The 19852-nt window shown below is 42.3% G+C and carries 17 protein-coding genes; 16 read left to right on the top strand and 1 reads right to left on the bottom strand.

Annotated elements, in window-relative coordinates:
* Window positions 1–46: 46 nt before the first annotated feature.
* The 15 genes from pgsA to hfq all read left to right on the top strand — a co-directional run bounded on the left by pgsA (window position 47) and on the right by hfq (window position 17724).
* On the top strand, window positions 47–625 hold the full coding sequence (gene pgsA, locus AC25Y6_RS03115; RefSeq protein WP_488139316.1) for a CDP-diacylglycerol--glycerol-3-phosphate 3-phosphatidyltransferase: 579 nt from the start codon (window positions 47–49) through the stop codon (window positions 623–625).
* A gap of 14 nt (window positions 626–639) precedes the next feature.
* Complete coding sequence (locus tag AC25Y6_RS03110) at window positions 640–1893, top strand: competence/damage-inducible protein A (protein WP_488142030.1); 1254 nt, start codon at window positions 640–642, stop codon at window positions 1891–1893.
* Window positions 1894–2068: 175 nt separating this feature from the next.
* Window positions 2069–3130 carry a recombinase RecA gene (gene recA, locus AC25Y6_RS03105; RefSeq protein WP_488142029.1) on the top strand — a complete coding sequence of 354 codons (1062 nt, stop codon included), beginning with the start codon at window positions 2069–2071 and terminating at the stop codon, window positions 3128–3130.
* A gap of 339 nt (window positions 3131–3469) precedes the next feature.
* Entirely contained in the window at window positions 3470–5029 is a 1560-nt protein-coding gene (gene rny, locus AC25Y6_RS03100) for a ribonuclease Y (RefSeq protein WP_482100507.1), read from the top strand.
* Between the two features lie 64 nt (window positions 5030–5093).
* Window positions 5094–5891, top strand: coding sequence for a TIGR00282 family metallophosphoesterase (locus tag AC25Y6_RS03095; RefSeq protein WP_482100508.1), 798 nt, complete (start codon window positions 5094–5096; stop codon window positions 5889–5891).
* Window positions 5892–5977: 86 nt separating this feature from the next.
* Entirely contained in the window at window positions 5978–6250 is a 273-nt protein-coding gene (locus tag AC25Y6_RS03090; RefSeq protein WP_067211081.1) for a stage V sporulation protein S, read from the top strand.
* A 193-nt stretch (window positions 6251–6443) separates the two neighbouring features.
* The gene (gene miaB / locus AC25Y6_RS03085) at window positions 6444–7985 is read left to right on the top strand and encodes a tRNA (N6-isopentenyl adenosine(37)-C2)-methylthiotransferase MiaB (protein ID WP_488142028.1); all 1542 of its coding nucleotides are present in this window, start codon (window positions 6444–6446) and stop codon (window positions 7983–7985) included.
* A complete protein-coding gene (locus tag AC25Y6_RS03080) occupies window positions 7985–8416 on the top strand; it encodes a YlbF/YmcA family competence regulator (RefSeq protein ID WP_482100510.1) in 432 nt (143 codons plus the stop codon). Before miaB ends, AC25Y6_RS03080 begins: the two co-directional genes overlap by 1 nt.
* Before the next feature lie 123 nt (window positions 8417–8539).
* Entirely contained in the window at window positions 8540–9094 is a 555-nt protein-coding gene (gene cotE, locus AC25Y6_RS03075; RefSeq protein ID WP_482100511.1) for an outer spore coat protein CotE, read from the top strand.
* A gap of 168 nt (window positions 9095–9262) precedes the next feature.
* On the top strand, window positions 9263–11827 hold the full coding sequence (gene mutS / locus AC25Y6_RS03070) for a DNA mismatch repair protein MutS (RefSeq protein ID WP_482103977.1): 2565 nt from the start codon (window positions 9263–9265) through the stop codon (window positions 11825–11827).
* Window positions 11828–11832: 5 nt separating this feature from the next.
* Entirely contained in the window at window positions 11833–13647 is a 1815-nt protein-coding gene (gene mutL / locus AC25Y6_RS03065) for a DNA mismatch repair endonuclease MutL (RefSeq protein ID WP_488142111.1), read from the top strand.
* 25 nt (window positions 13648–13672) lie between these two features.
* Window positions 13673–15166 (top strand): glycerol kinase GlpK, encoded by a 1494-nt coding sequence (gene glpK, locus AC25Y6_RS03060; protein WP_488142027.1) that lies wholly within the window; start codon window positions 13673–13675, stop codon window positions 15164–15166.
* A 418-nt stretch (window positions 15167–15584) separates the two neighbouring features.
* A complete protein-coding gene (locus AC25Y6_RS03055; RefSeq protein ID WP_488142026.1) occupies window positions 15585–16511 on the top strand; it encodes an alpha/beta fold hydrolase in 927 nt (308 codons plus the stop codon).
* The gene (gene miaA, locus AC25Y6_RS03050) at window positions 16504–17463 is read left to right on the top strand and encodes a tRNA (adenosine(37)-N6)-dimethylallyltransferase MiaA (RefSeq protein ID WP_482103980.1); all 960 of its coding nucleotides are present in this window, start codon (window positions 16504–16506) and stop codon (window positions 17461–17463) included. Before AC25Y6_RS03055 ends, miaA begins: the two co-directional genes overlap by 8 nt.
* A 33-nt stretch (window positions 17464–17496) precedes the next feature.
* The gene (gene hfq / locus AC25Y6_RS03045; RefSeq protein WP_482100516.1) at window positions 17497–17724 is read left to right on the top strand and encodes an RNA chaperone Hfq; all 228 of its coding nucleotides are present in this window, start codon (window positions 17497–17499) and stop codon (window positions 17722–17724) included.
* 40 nt (window positions 17725–17764) lie between these two features.
* Here hfq and AC25Y6_RS03040 read toward each other — a convergent pair whose 3' ends face one another.
* Window positions 17765–18364, bottom strand: a complete 600-nt coding sequence (locus AC25Y6_RS03040; protein ID WP_482103981.1) for a trimeric intracellular cation channel family protein — start codon at window positions 18362–18364, stop codon at window positions 17765–17767.
* A 141-nt stretch (window positions 18365–18505) separates the two neighbouring features.
* On the opposite strand from AC25Y6_RS03040, the gene AC25Y6_RS03035 reads away from it, so the two are divergent.
* Entirely contained in the window at window positions 18506–19768 is a 1263-nt protein-coding gene (locus AC25Y6_RS03035; protein ID WP_488142025.1) for a methionine gamma-lyase family protein, read from the top strand.
* Window positions 19769–19852 lie beyond the last annotated feature (84 nt).

Raw genomic sequence — 19852 nt, 5'->3', positions numbered from 1 at the left:
TCATCTACTTCAGATGACTATTTTCTTTGAAAGGAAAGTGTTCTTAATGAATTTACCTAACAAAATAACAGTATCACGTGTCCTACTTATTCCAGTTTTCATGATTTTCATGCTTATCGATTTTGGCATGGGCGATATCGCAGTGGCTGGAACTGAAATGATGAAAGAACATTTAATCGGAGGACTCATTTTTATCATTGCCTCTATAACGGACTGGCTCGACGGTTATATCGCTAGAAAAAACAATCTCGTTACAAATATGGGGAAATTTCTAGATCCACTTGCAGACAAGTTACTCGTTTCAGCGGCTCTTATCATACTCGTTGAGCTTGGTATAGCACCTTCTTGGATTGTGATTATTATTATCAGCCGTGAATTTGCTGTGACAGGCTTACGACTTATCCTCGCAGGCGGCGGGGAAGTTGTAGCGGCTAACCAACTTGGTAAAATTAAAACAGTGGCACAAATTCTAGCGATTACTTCACTATTGTTGAACAATATATTTTTCGAATCGATTGGCTTTCCTTTCGGTGTAATTATGCTTTATATCGCATTGGTGTTTACAGTTTGGTCAGGTTTTGACTACTTCTATAAAAATAGAAAAATTCTTTTGGAGTCAATGTAAGGAGGTGGATGGATATGAAAGCAGAAATAATTGCAATCGGTTCTGAATTGCTGTTAGGACAAATAACGAATACGAATGCCAAATTCATTTCATTGAAACTTGCCGAAATAGGCATTGACGTCCATTATCAGACGGTCGTCGGTGATAATCCTGAGCGTTTAGATGAAGTGATTGAAATTGCAAGGAAACGAGTAGATATTTTAATTTTCTCCGGGGGACTTGGACCGACGAAAGACGACATGACAAAAGAAACAATAGTGAAGCATATTGGTACGACACTTGTCAGCGATGATGATGCGCTTCGTCATATCCAACAGTATTTTGAACGTAGTGGTCGGATAATGACCGAGAATAATAAAAAACAGGCACTGGTCTTCAAAGGCGCTAAAGTATTGACTAACCGGAATGGCATGGCTCCGGGAATGGCGGTAGAGAAAGAGGGTATACGCTATGTTCTCCTGCCAGGTCCACCACATGAAATGGAACCAATGTTTGAGCATGAGGCAATACCATACTTGTTAGGTCTAACAGGGAAGCATGAAGTCATTACATCAAAAGTATTGAAATTTTATGGTATAGGTGAAGCGGAACTTGAGGACCGGATCCAGTCCATTTTAGAAAAACAAACAAACCCAACAATTGCACCGTTGGCAACAGCGGATGCAGTGACATTGCGTATTACTGCAAAAGCGGCAACGAACGATGCAGCGCTACAAATGATTGCTCCTGTAGAAGAGGAAATCCGTTCTCTAGTGGGCGATTTCATCTATGGGGTAAATGAAGATACATTGTCTTCCAAAGCTGCTGAACTTCTAATCCGAAACGGTTGGACATTGGCGGCAGCGGAGAGTTTGACTACTGGCCTATTCATGTCCGAACTCGCTATGGAACCAGGAATCAGTTCGTCACTAGAAGGCGGCATTGTTGTCTACAATGAAAAAACCAAAATGGAACAGCTCGGTGTTGAGCAGTCACTATTGGAGGAATATGGCGTTGTGAGTTCGGAATGTGCGGCATCTCTTGCAGAGAACGTTAAACGAAAGTTCAAGTCAGACATTGGTATTGGACTCACGGGTGCTGCTGGTCCGGATCCACATGATGGTAAGCCAGCGGGAACCGTTTGGATTGGTATCGCCTCCTCCAATGGAATTACAGAAACACACAAATTATTTTTGTCGGGTTCAAGAAACGTAAATCGTCTCCGAGCAGCAAGATTTGCAACCTATTATCTTATTAAATATCTCACGGCTAAAGAAAGTCAAAATTAAAGTTTAGCCCCTGTTCTCATTTAAAAATCCGATTTACCCCTCTATTCTCACTTGAAACTACATTTTATGAAAAATAGTCGAATAAATGTTCGCTTTTATATTGAGTATTTCTCATTAAAGGAGTATAGTAGGGGTAGTAAGAAAAACAGAACATCACCTTCAGGGAGGAACTAATTTGAGCGACCGTAAAGCGGCATTAGATATTGCGTTAAAACAAATTGAAAAGCAATTCGGTAAAGGATCCATTATGAAACTGGGTGAAAAAACAAACCTGGAACTTGAAACATCTTCGTCAGGCTCCCTTACACTGGATCTTGCACTCGGTATAGGTGGATATCCACGCGGGCGTATCATTGAAATATACGGACCTGAAAGTTCGGGTAAAACGACAGTTGCCCTTCATGCCATCGCAGAAGTGCAGGCTGCAGGAGGAACAGCGGCATTTATCGACGCTGAACATGCGCTCGATCCGCTTTATGCACAAAAATTGGGTGTTAACATCGATGAGTTGCTACTTTCTCAGCCTGACACGGGAGAGCAAGCACTTGAAATCGCTGAAGCACTCGTACGAAGTGGCGCTGTCGATATTTTTGTAATTGACTCCGTTGCTGCACTCGTACCTAAAGCAGAAATTGAAGGGGAGATGGGTGATTCGCACATCGGATTGCAAGCCCGTCTTATGTCCCAAGCTTTACGTAAACTTTCAGGTGCTATTAATAAATCCAACACGATTGCCATATTTATTAACCAAATCCGTGAAAAAGTGGGTGTTATGTTCGGTAGCCCGGAAGTAACACCTGGGGGACGCGCATTGAAGTTTTACTCTTCTGTTCGGATAGACGTACGACGTGGAGAAGCTATCAAACAAGGCAATGATATTATGGGAAATAAAACACGAATTCGCGTTGTTAAAAATAAAGTTGCACCGCCTTTCAAATTGGCGGAAGTTGATATTATGTACGGAGAAGGAATTTCAAGAGAAGGCGAAATTGTCGATCTTGGTGCAGAATCCGAAGTACTTCAAAAAAGTGGATCATGGTATTCATACGAAGGTGAACGAATGGGGCAGGGACGCGAGAACTCGAAACAGTTCTTGAAGGAAAATCCGGATATCCGTGCGGAAATCTCCCGCAAAATTCGTGAATCATATGGACTCGATGGTGCAAAAAATGTTGTTATTACAAATGACATAGACGAAGAAGACGAAGAGCTAGAACTACTTCTTGAAAAAGAATAACAGCGTTTAATAACCGATTTGTCCTTTACTTTGGACAATCGGTTTTTTTATGCTGAGGGCAAGGGAATGGGAGATTACCATTTTGAAACTGAAAGTAAGAAATTCAATGGCATTATCAATTATAAAACCTGTGGTAGTTGTAAAATGCAGGAATAAAAACTGCAATTAATTCATTGAATAATGCGTTCTGAAGACCTCCGTATCCTTGACATGTCAAATTTACATAGATACAATTAGAATTGTATAATTTCATACCCTTTAAATGATTTTGGCAGTATATTGTACGTAGATATATGAGCCGACTGAAAATGAAAAGAATAGCAGGAGGAGGTGAGCTGGATGTTAGTAGAATTTATCATCTTCGCTTTGCTCGGTCTGTTCGTCGGTGCAGTTGTTACCTATATCTTTGGTAAGAAAGTGAATGATTCAAAAGTGACTGGTGCCAAGAACTCGGCAGAACAAATCGTCGAAGAGGCGAAGCGTGAGGCAGAGTCTCTTAAAAAAGAAGCACTACTAGAAGCGAAAGATGAAACTCACAAACTGAGAATTGATGCGGAATCAGAGATCCGTGAACGAAGGGCGGAACTGCAAAAGCAGGAAAGCCGTCTTTTACAACGGGAAGAAAATCATGATCGCAAGGATGAAGCTCTCAATAAAAGAGACTCAGGTCTGGAGCGTAAAGAAGAAGCGCTTACAGGAAGACAACAGCTTATAGAACAGATGGAACGCAAGGCAGAAGAATTAGTAACGGTTCAGAAAACTGAACTTGAAAAGATATCATCACTGACAAGAGATGAAGCAAGAAGGCTCATCTTAAGTGAAGTCGAAAAAGAACTTGCTACAGACATCGCTGTCATGACGAAAGAGTCTGAACAACGTGCAAAAGAGGAATCAGATAAGAAATCGCGTGAAATTCTATCTATTGCTTTACAACGATTCGCTGCAGATCATGTTGCTGAAACGACTGTATCGGTCGTTAATCTGCCGAATGATGAGATGAAAGGCCGCATCATTGGCCGTGAAGGACGTAACATTCGAACGCTCGAAACGTTGACAGGAATTGACCTGATCATCGATGATACACCGGAAGCTGTCATTCTGTCAGGATTTGATCCGGTACGTCGTGAAACTGCACGACTGGCACTTGAGAAATTAGTGGCAGATGGACGGATTCATCCGGCACGCATCGAAGAGATGGTTGATAAATCTAGACGTGAAGTGGATGAGCTCATCCGTGAAACTGGAGAGCAGACAACGTTCGATATCGGAATTCATAATTTGCATCCTGACCTTATCAAAATCATCGGAAGACTCCGTTTCCGTACAAGTTATGGTCAAAATGTTCTGAAGCACTCGACAGAAGTTGCTTATCTCGCGGGATTATTGGCAGCTGAACTTGGAGAAGATGTTACACTCGCACGACGGGCTGGACTACTCCATGACATCGGAAAAGCGATTGATCATGAAGTTGAAGGCAGTCACGTAGAAATTGGTGTAGAACTAGCAACGAAATACAAGGAACACCCTGTCGTTATAAACAGTATCGCCTCCCATCATGGGGATACAGAAGCGACATCGGTAATTGCAGTACTCGTAGCAGCAGCAGATGCATTATCAGCTGCAAGACCGGGAGCACGTAGTGAAACACTTGAAAATTATATTCGCAGACTGAAGAAGCTTGAAGAGATTTCTGAATCGTATGAGGGTGTGGAGAAATCATTTGCAATCCAGGCTGGACGCGAAGTCCGAGTGATTGTTCGTCCAGATCAGATTGATGATATTTCAGCCCATCGTCTAGCGAGAGATATTCGGAAACGAATTGAAGAAGAACTCGATTATCCAGGTCATATTAAAGTAACGGTCCTCCGTGAAACACGTGCGGTCGAATACGCAAAATAGTAAAAAAAGGGGTTTCCGTGATTTCGGTCCGGGAACTTCTTTTTTATTGGGAGAGATATTTTAAATGAAAGTATTATTCATAGGTGATATTGTCGGTTCGCTTGGTAGGGATATGATATTTGATTATTTACCGCGCTTAAAAAGAAAGTACAACCCTGATGTCATTATTGCCAATGGTGAAAATGCAGCAGCTGGAAGAGGCATTACAAAATCAATATTTGACGAGTTGTTACGCGCAGGTGTGGATGTCATAACAATGGGGAATCACACATGGGATCAGAAAGAAATATATGATTTTATAGATGATACTGATTATCTAATTCGTCCAGCAAACTTTTCAGATGAAGCACCCGGTAAAGGGATGACAACGATTTCACGTAATGGCGTTACATTGTCCATCATTAATCTACACGGACGGGTATTTTTACCTCCACACGGGGATCCATTTGAAAAGGCGGATGAACTTGTAGCAGAGGCGAGAGAAATCTCCCCGCTTGTTTTCGTCGATTTTCATGCTGAAGCAACGAGTGAAAAAATAGCTATGGGTTGGCATCTTGATGGGAAAGTGTCAGTAGTTGTAGGGACGCACACGCATGTTCAGACGGCGGATGACCGCATTTTACCAGGAGGTACAGCCTATTTGACTGACGCAGGTATGACGGGCCCGTATGATGAAATACTAGGCATGAAAAAAGAGGATGTCCTCTATCGTTTCAAAACCAATTTACCAGTCCGTTTTGAAGTTCCTAAATCGGGACGTTCCCAGTTAAATGGACTTTTTGTGGAATTGGATGATGAAAAAGGGCATGCTGTAAAAGTTGAACGTGTTTCTATCAATGATGACCGACCTTTCAAAGGATGATTCGCGTCTAAACGTAACCTCCGAGTCATAGGATGGTTTATGGAGATATCTGTTCCATAGACATCGAAAAATAAGGAGGAATTATGTTGAATCCATTGAAAGTATCATCTCGCTCGAATCCCAATTCCGTTGCTGGAGCACTCGTCGCAGTTATACGGGACCAGGGGTACGCAGAAATGCAGGCAGTAGGTGCAGGTGCATTAAATCAAGCTATAAAAGCAATTGCAATTGCACGAGGATTCGTCGCTCCTAGTGGTGGTGATCTCATTTGTGCACCGGCCTTCACAGATATCGAAATTAATGGTGAGGGACGAACAGCTTTGAAATTGCTTGTTGAAAAGCGACAGCGCAATATGTAAATTAGAAAAGTTGAGACCACAGGAAGCCACTATTTTCCTGTGGTCTTTTAGTTGTTTAAAAATAAAAAGCCTAGTGGAACTGTGACAATCAATCGACAAAGCAGACTCACTCTTGTATAGCCGGTCTATAATTAGATATAATGAAACAATATGTTTAAATTCCTACATTTGCGTAGGAAAGGGGGCAATTTAGATGAGTGAAGAACAGCGCCTGAATGCCGGGCTTTTGGAACCGGCTCATGTTAAACCGCCAGAAAAGGACTATAGCCAATACTTTCAAACAGTCTACGCACCACCATCGTTGAAAGATGCGAAAAAGCGTGGCAAAGAAGAAATTGCCTACCACGATGATTTCAAAATTGACGAACGTTTCCGAGGAATGGGAAACAATCGGAAGTTTTTTATCAGAACGTTTGGCTGTCAAATGAACGAACATGATACAGAGGTAATTGCAGGTATTTTAATGGGGCTAGGTTATGAGGCTACAGAAAATGTCAAAGAAGCAAATCTTATATTGCTCAATACATGTGCCATACGAGAAAACGCTGAAAATAAGGTTTTTGGAGAACTTGGACACTACAAACCTCTTAGGCAGAAGAACCCTGACGTCCTGATTGGCGTCTGCGGATGTATGTCCCAAGAAGAATCAGTTGTGAATAAAATCCTAAAAACGTATGATCAAGTTGATATGATTTTCGGTACACATAATATTCATAGACTTCCTAACATTTTACATGAGGCATACATGTCAAAAGAGATGGTAATCGATGTTTGGTCAAAAGAAGGGGATATCATTGAGAACCTTCCAAAGGTCAGACATGGTAATATCAAGGCATGGGTTAACATCATGTACGGTTGTGACAAATTCTGTACCTATTGCATCGTTCCTTATACACGAGGCAAGGAACGCAGCAGGCGACCACAAGACATCATTCAAGAAGTTCGACAGTTAGCGGCAGAAGGGTATAAGGAAATAACATTGCTCGGACAGAACGTCAATTCTTACGGGAAAGACTTTGATGATATCGGTTACCGTTTCGGTGATTTGATGGACGACTTACGAAAAATCGATATTCCGAGAATTCGTTTCACAACAAGCCATCCCCGTGATTTCGATGACCATTTAATCGAAGTGCTTTCTAAGGGTGGAAATTTAGTCGATCACATCCATCTTCCCGTCCAATCCGGTTCAAGTGATATATTGAAAATTATGGCACGCAAGTATTCACGCGAACACTATCTTAATCTAGTCGGGAAGATTAAAAAAGCGATTCCGAATGTAACGTTAACAACGGACATTATCGTTGGATTCCCGAATGAAACGGACGAGCAGTTTGAAGAGACGATGTCCTTATATAGAGAAGTCGGTTTCGATATCGCCTATACGTATATTTATTCACCAAGGGAAGGTACACCAGCTGCTAAAATGGTTGACAATATCCCAATGGAAGTGAAAAAAGAACGTCTGCAGCGGTTGAATAATCTTGTTAATGAATTATCCGCGGAAGCGATGAAACCCTACAAAGGAAAAATCGTGGAAGTGTTGGTTGAAGGGGAAAGTAAGCGGAATCCAGAAGTGCTAGCAGGATATACATCGAAAAATAAACTGGTGAATTTCAAAGCACCCCAATCGGCAATTGGAAAAATTGTAAACGTAAAAATAATAGAGGCCAAAACGTGGTCACTCGACGGTGAATTCATCGGCGTTGTAGAAAAGGAAAAGGTGATGTCATAATGGAAAAGATATATACAAAAGATGAAATTATTGCAAAAGCGCGCGAAATTGCACACATGATTGCCAACACGGAACAAGTTGAGTTTTTCAAACGTGCGGAAGCACAGATTAATGAAAACCAAAAAATTCGTGAAAACATTGCGAGCCTGAAGTCATTGCAAAAACAGGCCGTCAATTTCCAACAGTATGGTAAAGAAAAAGCTTTAAGTATTATTGAAGGTAAAATCGAGAAGATTCAAGCAGATATCGATGAAGTTCCTATCGTCCAGGAATTCAAACAATCACAAGGCGAAGTGAATGATTTACTTCAACTCGTATCGAATACAATAGCAAATACAGTCACAGATGAAATCATCGAAGCGACAGATGGCGATGTGCGACGAGGCGAAACAGGTTCTTATGTAAAAAACACAACATATGAAAAACTATAATCAATCATACCAATCGGCGGAAATAAATTTTCTGCCGATTTTTTTCACTCTCTGGGCTTCTCTTGCATAGAATGGATTGAAGCGAATGGAGGAGGAATTAAACTGAAAAATTTACGCCAGATTGTGACGAAGACGGTTATTGCCAAGGGGAAGAAGCGGACCGAAACGACGGTGTCACTTAAGCCGCCGAATAGTCCCACGAGTATACTCGGCTGTTGGGTCATCAACCATACACATCAGGCGAAGAAGGTTGGTAAATACATCGAAGTGAGTGGTAAGTTCGACGTCAACGTTTGGTATTCCCATCAGGATCATTCAAAAACATCTGTATTTACAGAGTCAATTCCTTACAGAGACAAGATTCGGCTACATTATAGAGATGAACCGACGTCAGGTCACGAAGAGGTAATTGTAGATGTCATCCAGCATCCGAATTGTACAGAAGCGGTCATTTCGGAGAGCGGTGAGAAGTTCCAAATCACGATTGAACGCGAATTAATGGCAGAAGTCGTTGGAGAAACTAAAGTATTAATTACGATTCACCCGCAAAGTTTTGAAGAAGAATGGAAAGTCAATGATGAATCATCCTCACATGATGAGGGACATAAATCAGCACGTGGTCAAGGTGGCCCTTCTGGACATGATGCTAAAAAAGGAAAAGAATCATCCTCATTTTGAGAGCCGGAGAACTCTACCGGCTTTTTTTGGTTTTTTTACGTTAAGATGAAAAAGGGAAAACTGATCGCTTAGATTTTTGAAGACCACAAAAATCACGCAGAATTTGGGCTCTTCGTAGCCCAAATTTGGTATAATAATAAAAAATAGTAAACCTAGTGAGGTAAGAGAATGACAACACATACACCAATGATTCAGCAATATTTAAAAGTAAAGGCAGCGCATGAAGATGCATTTTTGTTTTTCAGATTAGGCGATTTCTATGAATTGTTTTTCTCGGATGCCGAGAAAGCATCTCAAATTCTTGAAATTACGTTAACGAGCCGGGATGCTGGGAGTCGTGACAGAATACCGATGTGCGGCGTTCCTTATCACGCGGCTGCAGGCTACATCGAGACACTTATTAGTAAAGGCCATAAAGTGGCTATTTGTGAACAGACAGAAGATCCGAAGCATGCGAAGGGGATTGTAAAAAGAGAAGTCGTTAAAATCATTACCCCCGGTACAATGACTGAAGGAAAAACAATTGACGCGAATACCAATCACTTCATCGGTTCTGCTGATAGTATAGGCGGCAACAGGTATGCGTTGGCTTATCTCGACTTGGCAACTGGAGAAGGGAAAGTAGAGTGTGTAGAAGGCGATGAGCGGACGCTAATTGCCGAAATTGAAGCACTTGGCATGAAAGAGGTCGTTGTCGATGAAAGACTGCATCTCACGCTCGGTGGTAGCATGGCGAAACGCAATATTATGTTGTCTGTAGAGTACGGTGAAGAGCAGTTCGAGACGAAGGATTTATTCGACGCAGTTCCATTCGATGTCACAGGGGCTTGCAGCATGCTTGTTTCCTACGTGAAGCGCACGCAGAAAACAGCACTCGATCATATACGTCCATTTGAATTTTTGCAAAAACAAGCAAAACTATCGATTGATGCTAATTCAATGCGTAATTTGGAACTCATTCAATCCATTCGGAGCGGAAGTAAAGAGGGTACGCTTTACTGGTTGCTTGACGAGACAGTTACAGCGATGGGCGCCCGTAAATTGAAAATGTGGATCCATCAACCGTTAGCCGAAAAAAGAGAAATAGAAAATCGGCTCAATGCGGTAACTGACCTAATTGAAGAGTTTTTCCTAAGGGATGAATTGAAAAATAGCCTAAAAGAGGTCTACGATTTGGAGCGGCTTGCTGGACGAATCTCAATGGGGAGCGCAAGTGGAAGGGATTTAGCGCAACTTCGGAATTCCTTGAGACGAGTTCCCGCTATCAAAGAATCACTTCATCAATCCGATCGGTCATTGCTTCATCAGTTCTCTGAAAGAATTGATGGTTGTGATGAAGCATTGCAAATACTCGAAAATGCAATCGCCGAAAATCCGCCATTATCCGTTAAAGAGGGCGGCATTATCAAAGATGGATATAATCCATTACTAGACCAATACCGGGATGCTTCAAGGAATGGTAAAACATGGCTTGCAGAACTAGAACGCTTAGAACGCGAGCGTACAGGCATTAAATCTTTAAAAATAGGGTATAACAGAATTTTCGGCTACTATATCGAGATTACGAAATCCAATATCCATCTTGCAGACTTAGAGCGATATGAAAGAAAACAAACATTGGCAAATGCAGAACGGTACATAACCCCTGAACTGAAAGAAAAAGAAGACCTTATTTTAAACGCGGAAGCAGATGGACAAGAGCTTGAATATCAATTATTCAGTGCGGTTCGCGATTCCATGAAAACGCATATTCGGCATATCCAGCATCTTGCAAGCGTCCTGAGCGAACTGGATGTCCTTCTTTCATTCGCAGCGGTTTCAGAAAAACGCAACTACGTGAAACCGGTATTTCATGATGGGAAATCGTTAGAAATTAAAAATGGGCGGCATCCCGTCGTTGAGAAAATGATGGACCATTCTCTATACGTACCTAATAACTGTAAATTGAGTGATGAAGCGAATATGTTGCTTATCACTGGTCCTAATATGTCGGGTAAAAGTACGTATATGCGACAAGTAGCACTCATTGTCGTTATGTCACAGATTGGTTGTTACGTCCCTTGTGATCAAGCATTACTGCCAATCACCGATCAAATATTCACGAGAATCGGGGCCGCGGATGACCTGGCTTCAGGACAGAGTACATTCATGATGGAAATGATGGAATCACAATATGCCATCGCTAATGCAACGGCGCAGAGCCTCCTCCTTTTCGATGAAATTGGGCGTGGCACTTCTACATATGATGGTATGGCATTGGCGCAGGCCATGATGGAGCATATTCACGATGAAATTGGAGCAAATACGCTGTTTTCTACCCATTACCATGAACTGACCAATTTGGATAACGAACTATCCCGACTTGAAAATGTCCATGTCGCTGCAATGGAACAAGATGGTAAAGTTGTCTTTCTCCATAAAGTGATGGCAGGTCCGGCAGACAAAAGTTATGGAATTTACGTTGCGGATCTTGCAGGCCTTCCTGAAACAATCCTGAGTCGAGCAAAAGCATTACTAGATACATTTGAAAATGTGAAAAACCAAACAGTTCGCGAAGAGCCGATCCAATTGAACTTTTTCGACTTGAACAATGAAGAGAAAAATGACCATTCAACAGAAGAGCAGGATGTGCTATCGGATATAGCCGGGGCGGATTTAATGAATATGACGCCGTTTCAAGCGTTGCAATACGTGCATGGGTTGAAAGAAAAGCTCGGAACTAAGAAAGGGTGAGACCGATAGATATCATCAAAGTGATGGACGATACACTGTCCAATAAAATCGCTGCGGGCGAAGTCGTAGAACGACCTGCATCTATCGTAAAAGAGCTAGTTGAAAATGCGATTGATGCAAAAAGCACGGTGATTGAAATTGCACTCGAAGAAGCAGGCTTGTTGAACATTCGTGTGACCGATAATGGCAATGGAATGTCAAGACTTGATGCTGTTCAGGCATTTGAGCGGCACGCGACAAGCAAGATTACGACGGATCATGATTTGTTCCGAATCCGGACACTTGGTTTCCGCGGGGAAGCACTTGCGAGTATTGCATCGGTGTCTAAGATAATGATGTGGACTTCTGACGGTGAAACGGAAGGCACAGAAGTGCAAATTGATGGCGGTAGACTCGTCAAACATGATTTTGCAGCGTTTCGAAAAGGGACAGATATTACTGTTTCCCAGTTGTTTTTCAATACGCCTGCACGCCTTAAATACATGAAAACAATTCAGACGGAATTAGGACATACCATTGACCTTGTCAATCGACTTGCGCTCAGTCACCCCGCAATCTCATTTAAACTGACGCATTACACGCAAGTGTTATTGCAAACAGCGGGAAGCAATGATCAGCATCGGGTTCTATCTGATATATACGGTATGGCTGTCGCTCGTAAAATGGTGCCCTTTGAAGGCGAGAATGCGGATTACAAAGTTTCTGGTTTTATAACATTACCGGAAATGACACGTGCTTCAAGAAACTATATGACTATAGTTGTTAATGGCAGATGGGTAAAAAGCCAAGCCATCAATCATACGGTACTAGATGCGTTTCATACCTATTTGCCAATCGGACGATCCCCAATCGCAGTTATCAATGTTGAAGGGGATCCCTACTTGACTGATGTCAATGTGCATCCTTCCAAACAACATATACGCATGAGTAAAGAAGGCGAGTTGCTCGTAATTATTAAAGAAGCCATTCAGAAGGCCATTCGAAAAAACACAATTGTCCCGGATGCCATTAAAAAAGAACCGGCTAAAAAAATTCAATCAGAGCAAGTAAATATGTGGAATGAATTCAGAACCGAACGACCTAAACGAGTCACCGAACCATCGATGACTCCACTCGAAAAACCAGCGTATCAGCCTTATTTATCACAAGAAGTGGAAGCTGAGGACCAAGTACCTTGGACGGTCAATGAACCATCACTTGTACAAGACGATGTAGCACAACCTGAACAAGATAAAAACTTTCCGGCACTCGTTCCCGTTGGTCAAGTCCATGGAACGTATATCGTTGCACAAAATGAAGATGGTTTCTTCATGATTGACCAACATGCTGCACAAGAACGAATAAAATATGAGTTTTTCCGCGACAAATTAAGTAAAACCGATAATGGCGAAAGACAAATGTTACTAATCCCGCTCATATTTCATTACGCAGCGGATGATAAAACAAAAATAGAAGAAAATATCACCCTTTTGCAAGACGTCGGCATTTTTCTAGAAGAGTTTGGACCGTCTTCTTATGCAGTAAAAGAATATCCCTCTTGGTTCCCGGCAGGAGAAGAGTCCATCATCATAGAAGATATAATTGAGCAAGTACTGAATACACGAATAATAGATATCGGCAAACTGCGTGAAGATGCGGCCATAATGATGAGTTGTAAACGTTCCATCAAAGCAAACCACCACTTAACAATTGCTGATATGGAAAGACTTCTGAATGATTTAGGGAACGTCGAAAATCCGTTCACTTGTCCACACGGCAGACCTGTACTCATTCATTTTACGACGTACGAAATTGAAAAAATGTTTAAACGAGTTATGTAAATTGAATGTGAAGGAGGGAAGGGAAATGGAGAAGTATGTACTCGCAATCGATCAGGGCACTACCAGTTCACGGGCAATACTTTTTGACAAGCAAGGAGAAATAGTCCATTCCTCGCAACGGGAATTCAAACAAATTTTTCCGAAACCAGGCTGGGTTGAGCACAATGCCAGCGAAATCTGGGGATCCGTCCTATCTGTAATCGCATCGGTTTTAACGGAAAGTGGTAAACAGCCTGAAGACATTGACAGCATCGGGATTACGAACCAGAGGGAAACAACCGTTGTTTGGGATAAAAAGACGGGACAGCCCGTGTACAACGCAATCGTTTGGCAGTCAAGACAGTCGCAGGGAATTGTTGATGCGTTAAAAGAAGCGGGTCATGAAAAAACAATCCAATATAAAACAGGCTTGAAATTAGATCCTTACTTTTCAGCGTCAAAAGTGAAATGGATTCTAGACAATGTAGAAGGTACACGTGCCCAGGCTGAAAAAGGAGAATTATTGTTCGGAACAATCGATTCTTTCCTCATCTGGAAGTTATCTGACGGGGCGGTCCATGTAACGGATTATTCCAACGCATCCAGGACGATGCTCTATAATATTGCTGAACTGCAATGGGATACTGAATTATGCAATCTTCTCGAAATACCTGAATCGATGCTCCCTGCAGTCCGTTCCTCTTCTGAAATTTACACCAAAACAGCCAAGTCAGTCTTTTTTGGCGCTGAAATCCCGATTGCAGGCGCAGCGGGTGATCAGCAATGTGCTCTTTTCGGGCAGGCCTGTTTCCATAAAGGGATGGCTAAAAATACGTATGGTACTGGCTGTTTCATGCTCCTCAATACGGGCGACGAAATGGTGCGGTCAGACAATGGTCTTTTAACAACGATTGCCTGGGGGCTAGACGGCAAAGTAACATATGCGCTTGAAGGCAGTGTGTTCGTCGCCGGTTCTGCAATACAATGGCTTCGGGATGGACTGCGGATGTTTAAAAAGGCATCGGATACGGAAGCGTATGCAACACGTATAGCATCCTCAGACGGCGTCTATGTCGTTCCGGCTTTTGTCGGACTTGGAACCCCCTATTGGGATTCTGATGCGCGGGGTGCCGTCTTCGGTTTGACGCGCGGTACAGAAAAAGAACATTTCATCCGAGCAACTGTGGAATCACTTGCTTATCAGTCTAAAGATGTCTTGCTCACGATGGAAAAGGACGCCGGCATGGATATTGGTATATTAAGAGTGGATGGTGGCGGTGTGGCAAATGCATTTCTAATGCAATTCCAGAGTGATTTGCTGCAAGCGGATGTCGAACTTTCGAAATATCAAGAAACAACAGCGCTTGGTGCCGCTTATCTAGCGGGAATCGCAACAGGCTTTTTCGGTACACTCGAAGATGTCGAAACGTTATGGACAAAAGAGAAAACATATTCACCTACAATGCAAACTGAAGAACGGGATCAGCTGTATAGGGGTTGGAAAAAAGCTGTAGAGGCTACGCGCATCTTTAAACTTTGATGTAGGAATTACCAGGACAGGAGATTGCACTGGATGCGGTTATACGCGGTTTATCAGTCGCTCTATGGTTGATGCAGGATTTTGTAGCAGGCAACATCCAGTCGGTCCACAAAGCTTGTACACGGTAGGTTAAGTTGTTTATAACAACTATGTGAGTCTGTAGCCGAAAAAGACCCTTGGGTTGATAGGTTGCGTGGAAAAAATGAACTATCCAATATGAAGAGACTACGTTTGACGAAAGGTGTTCATATTGGTATAGATTGATTCGTTTTCCACTCAATAGGCGGTATATTGTAGAAATGTTTTAAGAGACAGTTACAGTGTATATGGCGAAACTCCTTTCATATGAGTCAGCGCGAATGAGTACGCTATTTGAACGAACTGAACTGTCCACTTGCTGAAGCCAAAGTGAAAGAAGGTGTTCATCATTAAGGAATTGACAATTGAAATGACAGATGGTTTTCGGTTGAATACATGTATAGCGCAACCAACAGGTACGCCTGTCGGGCATATCCATTTACTTCATGGCATGTCGGAGCATATTGGCAGATATGAAGAGTTTGCAAATTATTTAACGGGTAGAGGATACATCGTTACGGGGCACGACCATCGAGGTCACGGAAAAACCGCTACCATGAATGGGTTAAAAGGTTATTTTGCAGATGTACTTGGATTTGACCGTGTTGTGCAGGATACATACGAGATTATATCCGCTTTTCGGTCACAATATCCTACACCTCGTTTCATTCTATTTGGTCATAGCATGGGGTCGTTTGTTGCAAGAAGATATGTTCAGCTGCATGGCAGTGGAATAGACATGGCCATATTTTCAGGGACAGGTGGAGACCCAGGTGCAAGCCGTCTTGCGGGCCTGGGGGTTGCTTATTTGCAAGGCAAGAAAAATGGTTTTGACCAACAAAATCACTTCCTTAACAAACTGGTTTTCGGAGGATTCAATAAATCGGTTGACCAACCAAAAACTCCTTTTGATTGGTTATCTAGAGATTCTGAAGCTGTTGCGAAGTACATTGTAGATCCTCAATGCGGAGTTGTCCCAACAACTCAACTTTTCATAGATTTATTCAAAGGACTTGGAGAAATTAATGCCTCAGATGAAATAAATAAAATCCCGAAACAACTTCCAGTCTTCCTCTTTTCAGGAAATGAAGATCCCGTGGGGAACAATGGAAAAGGCGTTTTGGAAGTAGCGAAACGCTATGAAAAAGCAGGTATGGAAGAAGTGACTCTTATGTTATTTGAAGGCGGCAGACACGAAATGCTTCATGAAACGAATCGACAACATGTATTTAAAGCGGTCGGAGATTGGATTGAGAAAAATGAATAAGTATCCTGAAGTAATCGCAATTGTAGGCCCTACAGCGTCAGGAAAGACGGCTCTCAGTGTTCGTTTGGCCAAAGCCATTGGGGGAGAAATTATTAATGGTGATTCAATGCAAGTCTACAAAGGGCTGGATATCGGAACTGCTAAAATCACAGTTGAAGAAATGGAAGGCGTTCCCCATCATTTATTCGATGTGTTAGAGCCAGACGAACCTTTTTCTGTTGCAGAATATCAAACACAAGTCCGAAAGTGGATAAAAAATATAACCGACCGAGGAAAAACACCGATTATCGCGGGGGGGACAGGATTATACATTCAATCGGTTCTTTTCGATTTTCGGTTTACAGAAGAAGCTGCGGATTTAGAAGTAAGGAAACGTCTCGAGCAGGAACTGGCCGAAGAAGGTGGTCAGGTGCTTTATGAAAAACTTGTAGGTTTGGATCCGGCTACCGCGGAAAAAATTCATCCAAATAATCACCGCAGGCTTGTCAGAGCACTAGAAATTATCGAAGTGACTGGCAAGACAAAAGGGGATCATGAAGAAGGGGTAGGGCACGCTTCTCTTTATGAACATTTGATTGTCGGCCTTGAAATGGACCGTGACGTGCTGTATGACCGTATTAATCAGCGTGTAGACATAATGATGGCAAAAGGCCTAACCGAAGAAGCCACTAGATTATGGCATGAAGGCATTCGCGGAACACAATCGGTGCAGGCAATCGGCTATAAGGAACTCCATCAATATATTGAAGACATGCTCTCGTTGGATGAAGCCGTTGAAATGATTAAGAAAAATACGCGCAACTACGCAAAACGGCAAATGACGTATTTCCGCAACAAGCTGGATATAGCCTGGTTTGACGCAAGCATAGACAAAAATGAGATTGTTAAGGAAATTTTGACAATCATGAAGGATTTAAATCATCCAAGTCGAATTAGGTTAAGTAGGCAATAGAAATATAGTTAAGACAACTGGAGGACTCGACGTATGAAACAGGTTAACATGCAAGAAACTTTTTTAAACTCGTTACGAAAGAATAATACATTTGTAACGGTATTCTTACTGAATGGATTTCAGTTGAAAGGACTTATAAAATCGTATGATAATTACACCGTTCTACTTGAATCAGACGGGAAACAACAACTCATTTACAAGCATGCGATTTCCACATATGTCCCATCGAAACCAGTCATTTTAAAAGAAGAGCTCGAATGAAAAAAGGCGAAAATGGAGGGTACAATCCATTTTCGCCTTTTTAGGATAATTTCCTGTTTGGTAGTTTCCATTGGAAGATGAGCGACATAATACGTAGCCCTGCGGTTAATACAAACAGTGCATAAAGGGCTATGTCATACTCATACAGACCGAGTCCGACCGCAAGACCTGCGCCTGCAGCCCACACAGCATAGAAGTCTCGTTTAAAGACAAGTGGCTTCCGACCAGCCAATAGGTCCCGAATGACACCGCCGCCAGCTCCTGTAAGAACAGCTGCCACTATAGTTGCATAGAGCGTCATGTTTAATTGAATGGCAAACATCGCACCTTGAATGGCGAACGTAGCCAACCCGATTGCATCAAAGTAATTTCCCCATTTGTTCCAATGAGCAAGGAGATCACTTGAGAAAAAGAAAATAACGGTAATTAAAATGGAAGCCACAATAAAGAGAACCTCCTGATTCCACAAAACGGAAACAGGCACGCCTATCAAAATATTACGAACAGCACCACCGCCAAAAGCAGTGACTATCCCCAAGATATAAACGCCAAAAATATCATATTCTTCTTCCATTGCAACAATAGCACCCGAAATAGCAAATGCCGCAGTCCCAATCAAGCTAAAAACGTCCCATACCAATGTACTCCCTCCAATCAATAGACCCATAAAATTCTAACAGGTATTCCTGATTTTTCAATGAACGCTTCTGTAAACATTGACCTCCGTGAACAGACTGATAAGATATATAGTGACTATTTAATGAGATGAGGAATACCAATCATGGTGACTGAACAAGAAGATTTATTACTCGAAGATGCGGAACGAATCGAAGAAAAACTTGCACCTTTTTTTAAAAGTGTTGAAAGAACCGCTTTTTACAATCAACGGAAAGTGCTGAACGCATTCCGTAAAAATAGGGTTAGCGATTTTCACTTGCTGGGTACAACTGGGTATGGTTACGATGATACAGGGCGTGACGTGTTGGAACAAGTCTATGCTGATGTATTCAAAACTGAAGACTGTCTCGTTCGCAACCAGATTATTTCCGGAACCCATGCAATTTCAATAAGTCTTTTCGGAATTCTTCGCCCAGGTGACGAACTACTCTATATCACAGGAAAACCTTATGATACCTTGGAATCCATCGTATCAGGAAAAGGAAAAGATACTGGATCACTTCTGGATTACGGCATTACATATAAACACATTGAGCTAAATGATGATGGAACGGTCAATTTTGAAGAAGTCTCGAAAAATATTCATGCTAAAACAAAAATGATAGGAATCCAGCGGTCAAAGGGGTATTCAGATCGCCCGTCCTTTATGGTGGATGAAATCGGCGAAATGATTCGTAAAGTAAAAGCCATCAATCCCGAACTAGTTGTCTTTGTTGACAACTGCTATGGCGAATTTGTCGAAGAGAAAGAGCCAACAGAAGTCGGTGCTGATCTGATGGCAGGGTCACTCATTAAAAATCCAGGTGGCGGCATTGCAAGAACAGGTGGTTATATCGCCGGGCGTGCAGATCTTGTAGAGAAATGTGCGTTTCGAATGACGTCTCCTGGTCTTGGAGCGGAAGCTGGGGCATCACTTGATACCTTACGGGAAATGTACCAAGGATTTTTCCTAGCACCGCATGTTGTTAGCCAGGCAGTGAAAGGGGCGCTCTTCACTGCTGCTCTCCTCGAAAGCTTTGGACTCGAGACAACACCGCATTACACGCAAAAAAGAACCGATTTAATTCAGTCTGTATCTTTCAATAATGCCAGTCAAATGATTGCGTTCTGCCAATCAATTCAGCAGAACTCGCCCATCAATTCCCACTATGCACCCGAGCCGTCTTATATGCCGGGGTATACAGACGATGTGATCATGGCGGCTGGTACATTTATCCAAGGGTCAAGCATCGAGCTTACGGCAGATGGTCCAATCAGGCCGCCTTATACCGCATACGTTCAAGGCGGCCTCACATACGAGCATGTGAAAGTGGCTGTGTTGTCATCCATTGGAAAACTGGTTAAGGAAAACTTAATAGAGAAATGACAAAGAGCTATTCCTTTTTAATAAAGGAATAGCTCTTTGTCATTTCTGAGAGTATTGGATTGTCTTGCATTGCAGATAGCTTCA

Source organism: Sporosarcina sp. Y1004 (genome assembly GCF_057669665.1).
The sequence above is the reverse complement of the archived record's forward strand: the minus strand, read 5'-3'. Positions and strand labels throughout refer to the sequence as shown.